Genomic DNA, 17,783 nt, shown 5'->3' with positions numbered 1-17,783 from the left:
CGAGGCCAGCAGGATCACCGGCAAAGCATTGTGAGAAACAAAATCGGGCAGATCACTCAACGAAAACCCGCATACGCAAACGCACCTAAACGAAAACCCTCATGCCGATCAGGCACTGCGCTCCAACGCCCACTGCTGCACACGCAGAGCGATCACCGCGCCCGCCACAATCGCCGCCACCGAGAGGAAGCTGCCGATCTGCAACATCGAGATCGCGCTCAGGCCCTGTCCTACAGTGCAGCCCATCGCAACCACACCGCCCACGCCCATGAGCGTTGCGCCGATCAGATGCCTGGCCAGATCAGCCGTGTCGGCAAAACCCTGCCAGCGGAATTCGCGGCGAATGAGCGACTGCACGAGGGCACCGAACACCATGCCGAACACTGCCACCGCGCCCCATGTCAGCACCTTGGCGCGGTCACTGAAGAACAGCAGCCAATCCAGCACATGGGCCACCGGCGCCACAAAGCTGAAGGCCTCGATGCGGCCCGTGTAAGTCGTGGCATACATGTGCTCCAGCGTCTCGGGATGCTCCTGCACTTCGCCCATATGGCCGCTCAGCGCCCATGCTGCGGCCACCGCCGCGCCCACCAGCAGACCGCCGATCAGCACATGCCAGTCACGCTGACTGCGTGGCCCGCCAAAGCCGACGAGCACCAGCACTGCACCCACACCGCAACCCAGCACCAGCCGCAGCACATCGAGCGATGCCACGCCCGAAGCCGCCAGCCATTCGGGCAGCAGCGTGATGTGCGGCATTTCGACGAAAACGCTCTCCAGCCAACGCGCACGCGGCACCGAGGTGATGCCTTTGAGCGTCGCAAACCCGGCCACAGCCATCACGATCAGCACCACCAGCGACTTGAGACTGCCGCCCCCCACGCGCGTGAGATTGCGCGCACCGCAGCCCGACGCCATCACCATGCCGATGCCGAACATCACCCCACCCACGATGGACGAGAGCCACAGCACGCGGCGCATGGCGTAGATGGTGTCGGCGGGCTGGACCCAGCCGATGTTCGCCAGCAGCGCAAAGCCGATCATCGCCACGCCAATGGCGAGCAGCCACTGGCGCATGCGCATCCAGTCGCCCACATAGACCACATCGCTGATGGCCCCCATGGTGCAAAAACGCGTCTCGCGCATGACGGCACCCAGCACGGCGGCCAACAAAAAAACGGCCACCAGAACGGTGGCGACCAACGAATCGAACTCGGAAACACTCATGGCGCGTATTGGAGCGGTTCACTCCCATCTGCGCAATGCGGAAGCCCCTAAGTCCCTAAGCGCTTACTGGGCTATCCCCTCCATCCCTTGATTGGGCTGCACGTTCAGCAGGCCCGGCTCGTTGAGCTTGCGCGGCGCAATCACCTTCTGGTCCTTGAGCCACGGCTCGACGATTTCCCAGATCTGCTTGTTGCCCGCCGACTTGGCCTCTTCGGCCACAGGTGCCCAACCGGCCACCTTGTATTTTTTCTCGGCGTCGAGCAGCTCGCCCTTCAAGCGCATCTCGGTGATGCGGCTACCCGCCTTGGCGGTCGGGTCGCACTTGTATTGCAGGCCACCCACGCGCACCATGTCGCCGCCCTGCTGGTAATACGGATCGGGGTTGAACAGGTTGTCGCAGACGTCTTCCAGCACGGTCTTGATGGTCGCGCCCGTCATCTCGGTCACGGTGGCATACGAATAGGTCGTCGCCGTCATGTCCATGAGCCATTCGCGCGTGATGTCCTGTCCCGGCAGCAGCGACGTGCCCCAGCGGAAACCTGGCGAAAAAGCGATCGGGCAATCCTGCACGGCCATCATCGCGTCGAGCAGCAACTGGTCGCCCGTGCCGTTGAAATTGCCGCGTCGATACAGCGTGCCATCGGTGCGCGCCAGCACCTCGGCCAGCTTGGCTTCATATGGCGCGCGCACCTTGGTGATGAGCGCCCGCATGTCGGCATCGGCCGGCAGAATGTTGGAGAAGATCGGCAGCAGGCGGTATTTGAAATCCGCCACCTTGCCGTTCTTTACATCGAAATCGAGCACGCCAAGGAACTTGCCGTTCGACCCCGCATTGGTGACGATGGTCTTGCCACCAGCGTTCTCGACGATGGTCGGCACAGGCATGCCGTCATGCGTGTGCCCACCCAGAATCGCGTCGATGCCGCGCACGCGCGAGGCCATCTTGATGTCCACGTCCATGCCATTGTGCGAGAGCACAACGACGACTTTTGCGCCCTTGCCGCGCGCCTCGTCCACCATGGCCTGCAGGTTCTCGTCCTGAATGCCGAAGCTCCAGTCAGACACCATGTAGCGCGGATTGGCAATCGGCGTGTAAGGAAAGGCCTGCCCGATGATGGCGCAAGGCACGCCATTCATTTCGCGGATCACATAAGGTTTGAAAACCGGGTCGCCAAAGTCGGTGGTCTTGACGTTCTGCGCCACAAAATCGAGCTTGCTGCCAAAGTCTTTTTCGATGATTTCCTTCACCCGCTCCATGCCATAGGTGAACTCCCAGTGGCCGGTCATCACATCGACGCCCAGCAGCTTGCAGGCATCGACCATGTCCTGCGCGTTGGTCCACAGCGATGTGCCCGAGCCTTGCCAGGTATCGCCACCATCGAGCAGCAAGGCACCGGGGCGCGACGCCTTCATGCGTTTGACCAGTGTGGACAGATGGGCAAAACCGCCCACCTTGCCATAGCGCTTCGCGGCGCTTTCAAAATCGAGATAACTGAACGCGTAGGCTGATGCGGTGCCGGGACGCACGCCAACGGATTTGAGCAGGTGCTCGCCCACCAGATGCGGGCGCTGGTTCTTCATCGCACCGATACCCAGATTCACATTGGGTTCGCGAAAGTAGATGGGGTTCAACTGCGCGTGGCAGTCGGTCATGTGCAGGAAGCTGACGTTGCCGAATTTTGGAACGTCGTACAGCGCGGCATCTGCCGTTTTTCCATCGGCATGGGCATAACGTTGCAAGCCCATTCCAGCGACTCCAGCCGCCGCCAGAACCTGCATGAATTCGCGTTTGGAGAGGCTCATTTTTCTTCTTTTCTTTGCTTGTTGCGAAGCCTTGCGGCTTCGATTGGTCATTCGTTTTGAGGCGCCAATACAGCCCTTCATACTTTGTTGCGACGCCTTGCCGTATGAACATACTGTCTGCGGCTTCGCGTCGCGTCTGAAGGGCTGTCTTGGCGTTGTGGGGGTTGATTCCTGCTTGGGTTAACGCTTCGTTGTGTGTTGCGCCTTCGGCGGGAATCAAAGACCTAGCTACTTGTTGACTGGTGAGTTGGGATCCACCAGCAACGCGAGCAGATCCTGCACCTGTTTTTCGGTCAGGATTTTTTCATGTCCGAATCTTGGCATGCCGGAGCAGGCGTTGTAGGCCTTGGCATTCCATATCTTGCCCCAGGTGTATTCGACGATGGCTTTGGCCTCTGGACTGTTCGGATCGGTGATGCCGCGGATCTTGCCGTAGTTGTAAAGGCTGGGGCCCAGCGTGCCGAAGGAGATTTCCTGCTTGCTGATCTGGTGGCAGTTGTAGCAGTTGCCGCCATTGGCGTCGCCGATCTTGTCGGTCCAGGTCATGCCGCGACCGTTCTGCGCGAGCTTCTCGCCTTCTTTCCAGTCGCCCACGAACTTGCCGCCTGCGGGCCATTGCACGGTCTTGAGGTTGTCGGCCTCGATCTTGGCGCTGAGTTTGGCATCGATGGGTTTTCCGGCCACATCGGCAGCGCTGCAGGCAGCATTCGATTCGTCCTGCTTCAAGCGATCGACCTTGGCAATGCCTTGGTCGCGAAACGATGCGGTCACGATCTGCTGCGTGAGTTTGTCGATGTCGGCAGAGCTGTCCACCGAAGCACAGCCCAGCACGATAAGCGAAGAGGCAACGCCCAGAACAGGCAGCCAGTGATTGCGTTTTTGCATAGTGCTTCTCCTGCCTTATCGCTTGATGGACGGAGCCGTAGCTTCGCCGCCCTTGCCGTTCACGCCCAGAAACACGCCCAGCGCAATCGTGGCGTCGCTCGCATAACCGGGGTATGGAAAGCGCTGTTGGCGGAAGCAGTCATTCAAACGACGCTGCATGCTCCAAAGCTCTCCGGACGAAACACGATACGCAGGCCAAGCACCAAAGCCCGCGGCCGCGCCCGGGTTCTTGGTGAGGTTGGGAAGGTCCTGCAGGCGGATGCGCTTGTCGTCCGCCGCATGGCATGTGGCACACGCAAAATCATGCGGGCCGCCGCGCATGTAGAACATGCGCTTGCCCACTTCATACATCTGTTTTTCTTGCGGATGGGCTTGCGAGAGATTGAACTTCAATCCCTTGGATTCGGCAGAAATCCAGGCCACCAACCCTTCCATGTTCTTCTGCTCGTCCTTGCCGAAAGGCGTTGCGGCAATCTTCTTGGCATCCAGACCCTGCAACGTTTCCATGCAGGTGAGCAGGCGCGACTCCAGATCCTGCACCTTGCTGGTATCGGCAAAGTAGCGCGGCAGCTCGACGAAGACACCCTTCACCACGCCGGGGCCCTTGCCCAGATCGCAGCGTTCCATGGAGGCGTTCTTGGGGCCGCGCTTCTGTTTCCAGAGCTCTTCCCCTTTCATCTCGAACAGTTCGGCGGGATTGCCGTCCTGCAGCATTTCGCGGTATTCCGCGATGCCATCCGCCGTGCTCTTCTGCGCTGCTGCGGGCTGGAGCGCGCACAGCAGCGACATCGTCGCGACCGCAGCAAACGGCACAAGGCCTTTCGTTGAGCGTCTCATGGGTGTCTCCGTTGTTGTTGTGGGAAATCTGGTGACCGCTTGTGTCTCGGTCCATGGCTGCGTCGCTATGCTGCGATCCGTCATGCCGTTTGATAGAGCCCGGCCCTGGGCCAGCAACCACCGCGCATGGGCCGCCCCGCCGCGCCGGTGGTCTCCCCCTCCCGAAGAGAGAGGGGGGAAGGCTTAACTCACCGTCGCTTCGTCGGTGCGGGTTTCGCCCTTGTTGTCCTTCCAGGTAACAGACAGCTTGTCGCCCGCTTTCGCGCCCTTCAGATTGAACTGCAGGAACGGATTCTTGGAAACAGCGGGACCCCATTCGGCGCGGAAAACCGGCTTGCCGTTGAGCGAAGCACTCACGTCCTGGATGTACCAGGCAGGGATCACCTGGCCACTCGCGTCCTTGCGTTGACCGGTTTCCATTTCATGGGACATCAGAACGCGGACGGTGACTTTGTCGCCAGCAGCTTGGGCACGAATGCGCATCGGATCAGGCATGTTCTTCTCCTTGATTTTTCAATTCAGTGTGGATATGTTCCGGTGCGCGCATCAGCCGCCGCAGCCACCCAGAGTGACCTTGACTTCCTTCTTCGCATACAGCGCCTTGCCATCGTTGGTGATGGCAACCGCGTACACGTCGGAGGTCTGACCGAGCTTGGCGCGCGTGAGGAAGTTGGCATCCACCGCATCGCTCACGTCGAACGACGCCACCATGGTGTTGGGGTTCTTCTCGACCAGAATGAGCATGTGCTTCACACCGGCCAGCGACGTGGCGGCACCCAGCGGCACGACCGCGCCGTTTTCGGCGATGTCGGGCGCGGTCAGCGTCACGTCCTTGCTCTCGGTGGGTGCGCCCGCGCCCATGGCCTTCATCACGTCGGCCACGGTCTTGGCGTCGAACGCCGCCTTGTTGAAGGCGAAAGCCGACTGCGGCAACATGCCTGCGGCGAGCAGCATGCCCGTCACCGCGGCGGAGTTCTTCACTGCTTGTCTACGTGAAATCATGTCTTCTCTCCTTGCAATTCGTATGTGGATTCGTTGCGTATTCAAAAGATTCAAAAAATTCAAACGACTCAAAAATTCCTGAAACCTCGTCCAACCGCTTTTCACTTACTTGGCTGAACCAGCCAGCCAGTTCGCGATGGACTTGGCCTCATCATCACTCATACCAGGCTGTGGGGGCATTGGGACATTGCCCCACACGCCCGAGCCGCCGTTCTTGATCTTGCCGACCAGATAGTCAACCTGCCCCGCATGCTTCTTGGCGATGTCGCCAAAGCTCGGACCGACGATCTTCTGGTCCATGCCGTGACAAGCGATGCAGGCGTTCTTCTCCAGCAGCGCTGTAGGCGCGCCACCCGCACCACCCGTTGCCGCTTTGATGGCAGGAGCCGCTGCCGCAGCGGGCTTGGCCGCTGAATCGGTCTGCACGCCATGCTGCGCACCCACGGGGCGATTCTGGTCCGCCAGATTGCCGTGGTTGTTGCTGGCGTGATCGGGGAGCTTGGAGCGCACCTGCGGCTCAGGCCCGCAGTTGCTCATGCAAGCGACTGCCTTCACATCGGGCTTGACGGCCTTCTGGGTGAACTCGGTGCCGGGCCACATCGCATGTTCGGTCGTCATGCCGTTGCGATTGGGCATGCGGGCCTGCACCTCGGCAATGTTCTTGTCGGAGAGCGTGAAGTCCGGCGGCACGATATCGGCCAAATTCAGCATGTAGGCGGTAACCGCATACACCTCATCGTGCGACAGCGACTTGGGCGCATTCCACGGCATGGCGCGGTTGATGTAATCCCAAACGGTCGAGATCGTCGGCACCTTCATGAAGGTCGTGCGACCGGGGAACGATGCATCCTTCAGACGCGCGACGTTGCCGGTCTTGATGTCGTCCTTGGTGGTTCCGCCGATCAGCGGCGAGAACACTTCGTTGGACTCACCGAACACGCCGTGACACGAAGCGCACTTGGCCTCCCATACGTCCTGTCCCTTTTCGACCGAGCCCGAACCCTTGGGCAGACCCTTGAAATCGGGGCGCACGTCGATGTCCCAGGCCTGCACTTCCTTGGCCGTCGCATTGCGGCCCACGCCCGGAAACTTCTCGGCAGAAGCGCCTTGCGCCCACGCGCCTGCAACCAACAATCCCGACAGAGATGCTGCAACAGCGGTCTTCATCATCATGGCTTTACGCGAGCTGGACATTGACCACCTCCCCGTCCTCACGCAGCGCCCAGGACTGAATCGAGTTGTTGTGATAGATCGAACGCGTGCCGCGCACCGCACGCATCTGCTGATACGTCGGCTGCACGTAGCCGGTCTCGTCCATCGCGCGGCTCTGGATGATGGCGGGCTTGCCGTCCCACACCCAGTCGATGTTGAAGCGCGTGAGGCATTTGCTCATCACCGGACCTTCGAGGCGCGCGGTGCGCCAGTTGCGACCGCCGTCCACACTCACATCCACACGCTTGACCTTGCCACAACCGGACCACGCCAGCCCCGTGATGTTGTAGAAGCCCTTGTCCAGCAGCATCTGCCCGCCCGAAGGCGTGGTCACCACGCTCTTGCATTCCTGAATGCTCGAATATTGGCGATGCTGGCCATCCGGCATCAGGTCGATGTAGTGCACCGCCTCATCCTTGGCCGCATACGGCGCATCACCCACTTCGATGCGGCGCAGATACTTCACCCAGCTCACGCCCTGCACGCCCGGCACCACCAGACGCAGCGGATAGCCTTGCTCGGGCCGCAGCATCTCGCCGTTCTGACCGTAGGCGACGATCACCTCGCCCGACGTGATCAGCTCGATCGGAATCGTGCGCGTCATCGACGAGCCGTCCGCACCTTCGGCCAGAATGAACTTGCCCTTCTTCAGATCAGCACCGGCCATCTCCAGCAACGTGATCAGCGGCACACCGGTGAACTCGCTGCACGAAATCATGCCGTGCGTGTACTGCACGGTAGGCACGGCCACGTTGCCCCATTCCATGCCGGTGTTGGCACCGCATTCGATGAAGTGAAAGCGCGACACCGATGGCAAGCGCATCAGTTCGTCCATCGTGAACACCTTGGGGTTCTTCACGAGGCCGTTCACCATGAGGCGATGCTTGGACGGATCGATGTCCCACCAGCCCTGATGGTGACGCTCGAAGTGCAGACCGCTCGGCGTGACGATGCCGAACAGCGACTGCAGCGGCGCGAACGACACCGATGCCTGACGTGTCTGCGTCAGACCCGGGCTTGGGCGACGCTGCACATTGACCTCGTATTTCGACGGCTTGCCGTAACCTTCTGCCGCGACGGGCTGGCCCAGCCCCTTGGTATGCGCGGGCAATTCCAGAATGTTCGGATCGCCCTCGCCCACGTTCTGGCCGTTCTGCGCAAACGCCGTCGTGGCAGCGCCCGCCGCAGCCGCCGCAAACGCACTGCGGATGAAGCTGCGACGCCCTGCCTTCGCCTCGGCAAACACTTTGGCGACGCCGTCTCCCTGGACAAAATTTTCCGGTGCCTTTCGCACCCGACCTGTCATTTGGTTATGCATGAGTTTTCCTCAGGTCTTCACAAGCCCGTCACGAAGAAAGAACAAAGCTGCTTCGGACTGGCGCTGATGGGATTACTTGGAGCCACCCAGAATCCACGCAGCCAGCGTGCTCGCATCGGCATCGCTGAGTGCTGCCTGAGGAGGCATGGGCACAGGGCCCCACTTGCCTGAGCCACCCGCTTTGATGCTCTTGGCCAGCGCAGCTTGCGCATCGGCCTGACCCGCGTACTTCTTGGCCACGTCCTGATAGGCAGGGCCGACCAGCTTCTTGTCGACCGTGTGGCAGGCCATGCAGGCATTTTTCTGCGCCAAAGCCAGATTGGCCCAGCTCGGAGCTGCCACTGTCAAACCACCCATCACACAGGCTGCGGCCACGAAGTACTTGCGAATCTGCTTCATCGTCTTGTCCTTTATCTACATATAAGCATGTATTTATGTGTTGGATTATGTTCTGTGAGATGGATCAAAATCCAACGGGTTTTCCCCCGTTATTCATTCAACGAATAGCGGCTGACGAAGCACCCACCGATGACCTTCTCGCGCCTACCCGAGTTGACATTCGACTGCCTGGTAAGCCATGCGAATCTCCGCACCACACTCAGCGCTCACCAATAACGACTCGTACACATGGACAATCGTGCAAAAATAACAACAGTTGACAATGCGTGTGCACTAATTCATCACATCTGATCGACAACCAACTATTCTTGTTTGTTGTAATCATTTATGACTTATGCAATGAAAAACAAAAAAACAGCGCTGCTCGACACATCAGGGTTTCGGTTCACGCTGACGCAATCCAGCTTGGGGGTGATGCTCGCACTGGGCATGACGGCTGCACAGGCTGCGGCGGGCAGTCCCGGCATACCGACGGACAACCCTCCTATCTTCAAAGAGGATTTCGAGAACCCACAAACCGCTCCTGCTGCAGGCCAAGCACTCTCGCTCGGCGAGTACAAGAGTGCTACCTTGGATGTGAACGGCGATCCGCTCCAGTACACGGCAGCGGGCGTTGCCTATACGGGGACTCCCGCAATCGCAGCCATTGCCCGTCCCGATCCACCGAACGTGCCCTTCTGGCTCAACAAGAACTTCTGCAACGGGATGTGGCTGGACTCCACCAAAGTGGCCCCCACGGGCGCTTTGCTTGCCGCCGAATACGACCCCAACGGTACCGGCAACACCGATGGTTATGACCTTGCCTACTGCATGGGCGGGTTCGGCGGCAAACTCAACAATGCATGGGGCCAATTGCAGCGTCTGGCCAAGTCACTCGGTGTGCTTGTCAATGGTGGTACCGAGGCAGCCAACGCCGGCAACCATGTGATCGCGGCGTACACCGTCACGCGAACCAATCGGGATACGCCGATGAAGCCCTTGGTGCAGTTGCAGATGACACAACCGATCCCCATTCCTGCAGGCGGCCGGTTCATCACGTTCTCGGTGGCCATGGCCACGACGAGCTGCAAATACACAGCAGGCGGAGCGCACTCGCCGGTTGACGCGAACATCGATTTCTATCTCATCCACGATGTGACAGGCGACAAGACCGATCTGAGCACAGGCAACGCCAACCTGACCAAGCTCAACAGCCAGTCCGCCAACCCGTGTCCGGCGACCGCCCCTGCTTCGGGCGTCATCTCCGGAGCGCAGATTTATGGCGACAAGCCGGTTCTCTACACGCGCGACAGAGTCGCCATGCAGTTCGTGAACAACTCTTCGGGAACCAATGGCAACGATGGCGCGTTCGACAATCTGAAAATTCTTGACCTGACGCCGCAACTCGACAAGTCCTTTGCCGACGCACAACTGGCCAATGGCAAGACAACCACTCTGACCTTCACCATCACGAACACGACCGAGCTGGCGCAGAAGACCGGCTGGACGTTCACCGACACGCTACCCACAGGCATGACCGTCGCATCCGCACCCACGACCAATTGCGGCGCGAGCACCACGGCCAATGCGACTTTGGGAGGCAACAAAATTTCAGTGACAGCCGGTGACCTTCCTGCCAACACCGCCTCGTGCACGGTGTCGCTCGACGTCAAGGTGTCTGCACCCGCGCCCATGAACGCGTCGCAAACGTTGACCAATGGCCCACTTGGCTCTGGCACAGCCGGAACACCCGGAACAACGGAGACTTTTGCGCTCAATCCACCCGGCACCGCACAAGTGACCGTGCTGCCAGCAGTCGACCTGATCGGCACAGGCACCACATCGCAATCCGTCAGCAAGGGCACGCCGGTCACTTTCCACACCTCGTGCACGAACGATGGCCCGGACATGGCGCTCGGTGCCACCTGTGCGGTCACCGGCATTCCGACCGATGCGACGGGCGTGAGCACCAGTTGCGCGCCCTCGCCCACCGACCTCGCTCCAAACAGCGTGATCTCGTGCACCACCTCATTCGTGCCTGTCACACCAGGAGTGGTCACACTGACGACCACCGCCGCAACCACAGGTTCGCTGGACACCAACCCGAGCAATGACGCTGCCCCCACACTGCTGTATGTGCGTCCGCTGGCCGACATGCAGGTGAGCACACCGACGACCATCACCACAACGGTCGGCACGCCCGTGAAGGTGACCAGCACCTGCACGAACGCAGGCCCCGATGTCGCAGAAGCAGCCGACTGCAAGGTGACGGGCGCGCCCACCGGAGCCACAACCATCTGCACACCCACGCCGCCCGTGACCGCACTGGCTGTGGGCACCGGAGTCATCTCCTGCGAGACCACGTTCACGCCCACCACACCCGGCACAGTGACGCTGGTGACCACCGCCACAAGCACCACGACCGATCCTGATCCAAGCAACAATGTCGGACAGACCCCGGTGATCACGACACCACCGATGGCGGACATGCAGGCTAGCTCGCCTCCAGGATTGATGAGCACACCCGGCGTGGAAGCCACCCTCGTCAGCACCTGCACGAATGCAGGCCCAAGCGTTGCCGACAATGCAACCTGCACGGTCACCGGTGCGCCAACCGGTGCAACCACCATCTGCACACCAGCGTCGCCCGTGACCAGCCTCGCGGTGGGAGCAAGCATCACCTGCGAGACCAAGTTCACGCCCAAGGATGCGGCGATCGTCACCATCACGACCACGGCAGGCAGCACCACCACCGACCCGGTGCCGACCAACAACGTCGCCAAGACGCTGACGCCTGCGGCAAGCGATCCCGCCGCGGTGCCGACGCTGGGCGAATGGGCGCTGTGGCTGCTGTCCGCGCTGCTTGGCGGCTTTGCCTTGATGGGCGTACGCCGCCAGCGTCAACAAAGCTGATCCGAAGCGCCAATGAAGCTCAAATGAGGCTCCAATGAAATGGGGGGCATGAAGTGATGAACTTCATGCCCCTTTTTCATGGGTCAGCCGCGCACGGCGGCCCTCGCCTGCGCGACTCGCTCGTCGAGATACGCGGCGTAGAAGTCCGAGGTGGAGCCGCCCACCAATCGTGGAGCGACTTCCTTCGCGGCTGGGCCGTAGAAAAGCAGGGTCGGAGCCGCTTCGATCTGCAATTGTTTGACCAGTTGACCGTGCGTAGTCTCGTTGCCCTGCAAGTCGCGCACAGGATCGCGCGAGAGGAATTGGATCTGTGTGACCGCACGGCCCGCCTTCAGTTCCGACACCAGATAGTTCTCGCGCGCCACCTTGCAGAACGGGCAGCCGTGCAACGTGGCCAGCACGATCAAGGGCTCGCCGCGTGCGAGCGCCTGCGCAAGGCTGGCGCGCAGGTCAGTAGTGGTCGGCAAAAGGCGCTCCGACGCATCCTGCGGAGCGGCCATTGCCGACGGCATCAGCCAGGGCGCGCTTGCCAGTCCCAGCAGTGCTGCACGGCGGTCCAAGGACTTCATGGCTTTTCCTGCTCCATCAGCAGATAGGTGTTGTAGGCGTTCATGCGGTTGGCTTCCTTGAACAGCGGATAGCCCTCGAAGCGCGACCAATCGGTGGCCTTGTAGGCGTCGTCGAATGGGTCGAGATTTTGCGCAGCCTTGGCCATGGATGTGCGCAGAAACTCCAGGTAGTCGCGCGTCATCTGCATGTCCTTTCTGGGCTCATCGGATGCCGGGCCGTGACCGGGCACCATCACTTTCACGGGCAGCTTGAGCAAGGCATCGAGCGCTGTGATCCAGTGGCGGCTGTCGGCCTGACCGACATAGGGAATGCGGTTGCGGAACACCACGTCGCCGATGAACAGTACACCGGTCTGCGGCAGGAACACCGCCGTGTCCTCAGGCGTGTGCGCGGGGCCCATGTGTTGCAGGACAAAATCCGTTCCACCGACGCTCAACGGAACCGCGTCCTGAGCGATCCATTGGTCGGCGTTGACCATTTTCGTGTCGGCGTTGATCCACGGCGCGAGCTCGGTGCGCGAGGCTTCGAGACGCAAACGCGCCGTCTCGGAGTTGATGTATTCCTTGGCCAGCCCATTGGCGACGATCTTGGCGCCCAGTGCCTTGAACACTTGCAGGCCGTAGATATGGTCCGCGTGGTAGTGCGTGAGGATCACCGTGCTGATCGGCTTGGGCGTGATCTGCTTGATCTTGGCGACCAACTCCTCGGCCAATGCGGGCGAACCCAGCGCGTCGATCACGACCACGCTGTCGTCGGTGACCACAAAGCCCGCGTTCGAGATGAAGTTCTGGTTGGCTGGCGAGCCGAGCGCCGACACGCCCTGAACGTAGTAGACGTTGGGCGCAACGCTCTTGACCTCCATCTTCACCGAGGCCGCTTCCGGGGCCGTCGTCGCCACTGCCGCTTGAGCGACCTGCATGACCGCGCCATGGTCGCCATGCGCAAACGCCGAAATCTGCATGCCTGTCAACATGACAACGCCTGCCGCCCAACGCACTCCTTGAACTAACATCCTCAACGTCTCCTGTATGTGTTTTGACTGGTATCAACCAGCACATGACACACGCGGTGCCAGTGCTAATATAAGCCACCAGCGATATTTTGGGGCTGGGATTAGAACCAATACAACCAACGCAACCCAAGTAATACAAGGAGCCCAACATGCTGAAGCGCGTTTTTCTCGCTTTCTTCCTCACTCTGATGGCCAGCGTTTCCTTCGCGCAGGACATCAAGGCGGTCTATCACGTGAACACCGGCGTCGAAACGGCTGCCGCGATTCTCAACAACATCAACAACCATCTGAATGCCGCCCCCAAGGACAAGATCGTCGTGGTGACGCATGGCCCCGGCATCGACTTTCTGCTGAGCGACGCCAAGGACAGCAAGGGCCGCGAATTCAGCGGTCAGGTGAGTGGACTGGCCGCCAAAGGCGTGGAGTTCCGCGTGTGCAACAACACGCTGCAATCGCGCAGCATCGATCCCGGCAAGCTTTTGATGGAGACCTCCATCGTCCCCTCTGGCGTGGCCGAAGTGGCGCGCCTGCAAGCCAAGGAAGGCTACGTGTATCTCAAGCCCTGAATGGCTTGGACGCTCATGTCGTCAAACGCAAAAAGGGCAGCCAAACGGCTGCCCTTTTTGCTGGAGTCGAGCATCAAAAGCCAAAGATGCTCTAATCAAAACCTCTGCGTAACCCCTCTACCGACCCTCTGGAAATCAGTCGTCGATCGCCATCTGCAGGCAGACGCTGCGGCACATCTGCACCACCTTCTCGTTGGTGATGAAGTAGTAGATGCTGACGCCTTCACGGCGGCGGCCGAGAATGCCCGCCTGGTAGAGCGTGTTCAGGTGCTGCGACATGTTGGGCTGCGTGGTGTCGATGGATGACAGCAGCTCCGAGACGTTCTTTTCCCCGTTGCACAGCGCGCTGATGATGCGCAGGCGCATGGGTGCGGCCATGGCGCGGAACAGCTCTGCGGCATTTTCATAAACACTGTCGTCGTCGATCACTTCTGCATCCATGGAAGGCTCCTGCATTGGGTTTTGCAACAGCTGGCGGCTAGTGGAATACTTGCCGAAATCAGCGACATATTGACTGCGGCGCGATTGCGGCCAGTTCTTGCGTATAGACATGAAGAAAAGTGTAGGTTCACTACCTCACCACGCACAGAGCTGGAATCTGCCACATCTGTTGTGAATCAATGCCCTCTGATTAAAGCGCAAACACATGTTTGCACGCAACAACATCCGATCTGATCAAGTTGTCATCATATTGGTAGTTCTGTAATTTTGATGATGGCGCTGCAACAATCCGCGTCGATATTGCAAAAAGTAAGGAGCCGCACGCCCTTTCGGGCATGCGGCTCCTTGTCGCAGTCAAACAGATTCAAGAAACTTTACGCGGCTTCCACCATTTGCGGCCCCTTGCGATTGCCCATCCAGCGCATGAAACGTGGGATGAACAGCACCATCAGCACGATGATGATCAGGGTCAGCGACATGGGGCGTTGCAGGAAGATCATCCAGCTGCCTTCGCCGATCGACACCGCGTTGCGCATCTGTGCTTCGGCGAGTGGGCCGAGGATCATGCCGACGACGACGGGCGCTGTCGGGAAGTCATAACGGCGCATCAGCACACCCAGCAGGCCGATGAAGTACAGCAGGAACAGGTCGAATGTGCTCTGGCGCATGCCGTAGGCACCCACTGTTGCGAAGATCAGAATGCCGGCGTAGAGCTGCGGACGAGGGATCTTCAGCAGCTTCACCCACATGCCGACCATCGGCAGGTTCAGCACCAGCAGCATGATGTTGCCGATGTACAGCGACGCGATCAGCGCCCAGACCAGAGCGGCGGAACTGGTGAACAGTTGCGGACCGGGGTTGATGCCGTAGTTCTGGAACGCGCCCAACAGCACGGCGGTCGTGTTGCTGGTCGGAATGCCCAGCGTGAGCAGCGGAATCAGCGCAGCGGTCACGGTGGCGTTGTTGGCGGCTTCGGGGCCTGCCACGCCTTCGATGGCGCCGGTGGTGCCGAACTCGGCCTTGTCTTCACCCTTGGCCAGCTTCTTTTCGGTCGCGTAGGAAAGGAATGTGGGGATCTCGGTGCCGCCAGCGGGGATGCAACCGAACGGTGTACCGATGAGCGTGCCGCGAATCCATGCGGGGATCGAGCGCTTCCAGTCGCGCTTGGTCATGTAGACGCGGTTGAGCTTGTTCTGCGATTCGTCGACCTTGCCTTCGTAGAGCGCGTTGTAGAGCACTTCTGCCACAGCAAACAAACCGACCGCCACCAGCACGATGTCCACGCCGTCCAGCAGTTCCATCTGGCCTGCGGTGTAACGCGCCGCGCCCGAGAGTTGGTCCATGCCGATGCAGCCGAGGGCCAGACCGAGGAACAGCGCCGTCATGCCGCGCAGGCTGCTTTGACCGAGCACCGCGCTCACGGTGGTGAAGGCCAGCACCATCAGCATGAAGTATTCCGGCGGACCGAGCTTCACGGCGAAGTCGGCCACGGTGGGAGCGAAGAGCGTGACCACGACTGTGGCCACAGTACCCGCGAAAAACGATCCGATGGCCGAAGTCGCCAGCGCCGCACCCGCGCGCCCGCTCTTGGCCATCTTGTTGCCCTCCATCGCCGTCACCATACTCGCCGTTTCCCCGGGCGTGTTCAGCAGAATCGAGGTGGTCGATCCGCCGTACATCGCGCCGTAATAAATACCGGCAAAGAAAATCATCGAAGCTGTCACTTCCACCTTGGCGGTGATGGGCAGCAACATGGCCACGGCCACTGCGGGGCCAATGCCGGGCAGAACGCCGACGGCCGTTCCAAGGGCACAGCCAACCAGTGCCCACAAGAGATTGGCAGGGGTAATGGCTGTGGCAAAGCCCTGCATCAAAGCGTTGAAAATATCCATCACAGCCACCCTGTATCCGTCAGTCCTGGCAAGCTGATCGCCAGGAATTGTGTGAATGCCCAGAACACCGGCGCCGAGATCGCCAGGCCAGTGAAGATGTCGATGGCCAGATTGCGTGGAGACAGCAGGCCGGTTTGGCCCTCACCGCGACGCAGGCCTTGCACCGCCAGCGCATAGCACATGGTGCAGCCAAAGATGAAGCCAATGTGCGTGATGAGCGCTGCGTTCAGCAGCAGCCCGGCAGACACCCATGCAAACGGCACCAGATGCGCGTGCTTGGAGCCACCGGGATCGCCCGCCTGACGGTAGCCGCCCGTGAGCGCCTCCCAGATCAGCAGACCACCACACAAAGCCAGCACGACCGCACAAGCCCACGGCAGAAAATTGGGGCCCACGCCGCCGTAGCCGGAATCACCCGGAATGCCTATGGCACCGAAGGCCATGACAGCCGCAACGCCCACGACACCCACGCCGACTGCCGCCTGCCATTTGGGTGATGGGATGGACAACTCTTCCAGCGGACTGGCCGCTGGCGGTTGGGATACAGCATCTGTGGTCATGTTGTTTTTGCCCTTGCTATGTGTGGTTGTTGAGCAATGAATCCGGCCTCACACGCGCAACGCTCGTGATCAGGGAACAGTCACCCTGCGCCCTCTGCCTTCAGGGGCGATTTACTATCGATTTGTGAAAGAAAGCAAGGGCGTGCGCAACATGACGCCCTTGCTCGGGGCTCTGGCCGGATCAATGACCCGGCACTCCAACGTCAAACCATGCCGGACTTGACCATCGTGGCGCGCAGGCTGGCGAATTCCTGATCCACGAAGTTGCCGAACTCGTCGCCAGCCAGCCATGCAGGTGTCCAGCCGTTTTTGTCCATGGCCTCGGCCCAGGCCTTGCTCTTGACAGCCTTTTCGACCGCAGCCACCAGTGCCTTGCGCTGTTCGGGCGTGATGCCGGGCGCGCCGTACACACCGCGCCAGTTTCCGATCTCGACATTGATGCCCTGCTCCTTGAGCGTGGGGATATCCAGACCCTGCAGGCGCTTGGCGGAGGTCACGCCAATGGGCTTCATCTTGCCGGCGGTGATGTACTCGGCGAACTCGCTGTAGCCGCTGCCGCCCACGGTGACGTTGCCACCCAGAATGGCGGCCGTTGCCTCACCACCCCCACGGAAAGCCACATAGTTGATCTTGGCGGGATCGACGCCCACTTCGCGCGCAATCATCGCTGCTGCAATGTGCTCTGTGGAGCCGCGCGAGCCGCCGCCCCACTTCACGCTGCCGGGGTCTTTCTTGAGCTGGGCGACCACGTCGGCCATGTTCTTGAAAGGCGAGTTGGAAGGCAGCACGAAGACGTTGTATTCGCTGGTCAGGCGCGCAATCGGCGTGGCCTGGTTCAGGTTGACAGGTGGCTTGCCGGTGATGATGCCGCCCAGCATCACGGCGCCCATCACCATCAGTGCATTCGGGTCGCCCTTGGAGCCGTTGACGAACTGGGCCAGACCGATGGCACCGGCCGCGCCGCCCTTGTTGTCATAGGTGACGGACGAAGCCACACCTGCGTCCTGCAGCGCCTTGCCAAGCGCGCGACCGGTGGTGTCCCAGCCGCCGCCGGGGTTGGCGGGCAACATCATTTTCACGGCGACAGCAGCGCGCGCGGAAAGTGGCAGGCTGCCGACAGCAGCCAGCGCTGCCAGAGATTTCAGAAAGGTGTCTCGACGCATGTGT

Annotated in this window: 17 protein-coding genes; 2 read left to right on the top strand and 15 right to left on the bottom strand. The window is 60.6% G+C overall.

Features of this window, described 5'->3' with window-relative positions; translation table 11 throughout:
* Window positions 1-108: 108 nt before the first annotated feature.
* The 9 genes from G7048_RS20625 to G7048_RS20585 form a co-directional block, all read right to left on the bottom strand.
* A complete protein-coding gene (locus G7048_RS20625) occupies window positions 109-1,227 on the bottom strand; it encodes a YeeE/YedE family protein (RefSeq protein ID WP_166069934.1) in 1,119 nt (372 codons plus the stop codon).
* Window positions 1,228-1,290: 63 nt separating this feature from the next.
* Complete coding sequence (soxB, locus tag G7048_RS20620; RefSeq protein ID WP_166069933.1) at window positions 1,291-3,030, bottom strand: thiosulfohydrolase SoxB; 1,740 nt, start codon at window positions 3,028-3,030, stop codon at window positions 1,291-1,293.
* Between the two features lie 228 nt (window positions 3,031-3,258).
* Complete coding sequence (gene soxX, locus G7048_RS20615; RefSeq protein ID WP_166069932.1) at window positions 3,259-3,915, bottom strand: sulfur oxidation c-type cytochrome SoxX; 657 nt, start codon at window positions 3,913-3,915, stop codon at window positions 3,259-3,261.
* A gap of 15 nt (window positions 3,916-3,930) precedes the next feature.
* A complete protein-coding gene (soxA, locus tag G7048_RS20610; protein WP_205750297.1) occupies window positions 3,931-4,752 on the bottom strand; it encodes a sulfur oxidation c-type cytochrome SoxA in 822 nt (273 codons plus the stop codon).
* 183 nt (window positions 4,753-4,935) lie between these two features.
* Window positions 4,936-5,247, bottom strand: coding sequence for a thiosulfate oxidation carrier complex protein SoxZ (gene soxZ / locus G7048_RS20605; RefSeq protein WP_205750296.1), 312 nt, complete (start codon window positions 5,245-5,247; stop codon window positions 4,936-4,938).
* Window positions 5,248-5,298: 51 nt separating this feature from the next.
* Window positions 5,299-5,754 (bottom strand): thiosulfate oxidation carrier protein SoxY, encoded by a 456-nt coding sequence (gene soxY / locus G7048_RS20600; protein WP_166069931.1) that lies wholly within the window; start codon window positions 5,752-5,754, stop codon window positions 5,299-5,301.
* Between the two features lie 105 nt (window positions 5,755-5,859).
* On the bottom strand, window positions 5,860-6,948 hold the full coding sequence (locus G7048_RS20595) for a c-type cytochrome (RefSeq protein ID WP_166069930.1): 1,089 nt from the start codon (window positions 6,946-6,948) through the stop codon (window positions 5,860-5,862).
* Window positions 6,932-8,284 carry a sulfite dehydrogenase gene (soxC, locus tag G7048_RS20590; RefSeq protein WP_166069929.1) on the bottom strand — a complete coding sequence of 451 codons (1,353 nt, stop codon included), beginning with the start codon at window positions 8,282-8,284 and terminating at the stop codon, window positions 6,932-6,934. The genes G7048_RS20595 and soxC overlap by 17 nt, the downstream gene beginning before the upstream one ends.
* A gap of 72 nt (window positions 8,285-8,356) precedes the next feature.
* The gene (locus G7048_RS20585) at window positions 8,357-8,683 is read right to left on the bottom strand and encodes a c-type cytochrome (RefSeq protein WP_166069928.1); all 327 of its coding nucleotides are present in this window, start codon (window positions 8,681-8,683) and stop codon (window positions 8,357-8,359) included.
* 339 nt (window positions 8,684-9,022) lie between these two features.
* On the opposite strand from G7048_RS20585, the gene G7048_RS20580 reads away from it, so the two are divergent.
* On the top strand, window positions 9,023-11,575 hold the full coding sequence (locus tag G7048_RS20580) for an IPTL-CTERM sorting domain-containing protein (protein WP_166069927.1): 2,553 nt from the start codon (window positions 9,023-9,025) through the stop codon (window positions 11,573-11,575).
* An 83-nt stretch (window positions 11,576-11,658) separates the two neighbouring features.
* Here the strand turns inward: G7048_RS20580 and G7048_RS20575 are convergent, their stop codons facing one another.
* Together G7048_RS20575 and G7048_RS20570 are read right to left on the bottom strand one after the other, a co-directional pair.
* On the bottom strand, window positions 11,659-12,144 hold the full coding sequence (locus G7048_RS20575; protein WP_166069926.1) for a hypothetical protein: 486 nt from the start codon (window positions 12,142-12,144) through the stop codon (window positions 11,659-11,661).
* Window positions 12,141-13,064, bottom strand: coding sequence for an MBL fold metallo-hydrolase (locus G7048_RS20570; RefSeq protein WP_371747711.1), 924 nt, complete (start codon window positions 13,062-13,064; stop codon window positions 12,141-12,143). The genes G7048_RS20575 and G7048_RS20570 overlap by 4 nt, the downstream gene beginning before the upstream one ends.
* A 242-nt stretch (window positions 13,065-13,306) precedes the next feature.
* Here G7048_RS20570 and G7048_RS20565 point away from each other — a divergent pair, with 242 nt between their 5' ends.
* On the top strand, window positions 13,307-13,723 hold the full coding sequence (locus G7048_RS20565) for a DsrE family protein (RefSeq protein ID WP_240933048.1): 417 nt from the start codon (window positions 13,307-13,309) through the stop codon (window positions 13,721-13,723).
* Between the two features lie 135 nt (window positions 13,724-13,858).
* On the opposite strand, the gene G7048_RS20560 is transcribed toward G7048_RS20565, so the two are convergent.
* The 4 genes from G7048_RS20560 to G7048_RS20545 form a co-directional block, all read right to left on the bottom strand.
* Window positions 13,859-14,164 carry a metalloregulator ArsR/SmtB family transcription factor gene (locus G7048_RS20560; protein ID WP_166069925.1) on the bottom strand — a complete coding sequence of 102 codons (306 nt, stop codon included), beginning with the start codon at window positions 14,162-14,164 and terminating at the stop codon, window positions 13,859-13,861.
* Window positions 14,165-14,538: 374 nt separating this feature from the next.
* On the bottom strand, window positions 14,539-16,056 hold the full coding sequence (locus G7048_RS20555; RefSeq protein WP_166069924.1) for a tripartite tricarboxylate transporter permease: 1,518 nt from the start codon (window positions 16,054-16,056) through the stop codon (window positions 14,539-14,541).
* The gene (locus G7048_RS20550; RefSeq protein ID WP_166069923.1) at window positions 16,056-16,616 is read right to left on the bottom strand and encodes a tripartite tricarboxylate transporter TctB family protein; all 561 of its coding nucleotides are present in this window, start codon (window positions 16,614-16,616) and stop codon (window positions 16,056-16,058) included. The genes G7048_RS20555 and G7048_RS20550 overlap by 1 nt, the downstream gene beginning before the upstream one ends.
* 203 nt (window positions 16,617-16,819) lie before the next feature.
* Window positions 16,820-17,779: a tripartite tricarboxylate transporter substrate binding protein gene (locus G7048_RS20545; RefSeq protein WP_166069922.1), complete on the bottom strand. Its 960-nt coding sequence runs from the start codon at window positions 17,777-17,779 to the stop codon at window positions 16,820-16,822.
* Window positions 17,780-17,783 lie beyond the last annotated feature (4 nt).

It is taken from the genome of Diaphorobacter sp. HDW4B (assembly GCF_011305535.1).
Classification (GTDB): Bacteria; Pseudomonadota; Gammaproteobacteria; order Burkholderiales; family Burkholderiaceae_C; genus Diaphorobacter_A.
This window is presented reverse-complemented; position numbering and strand designations above follow the sequence as displayed.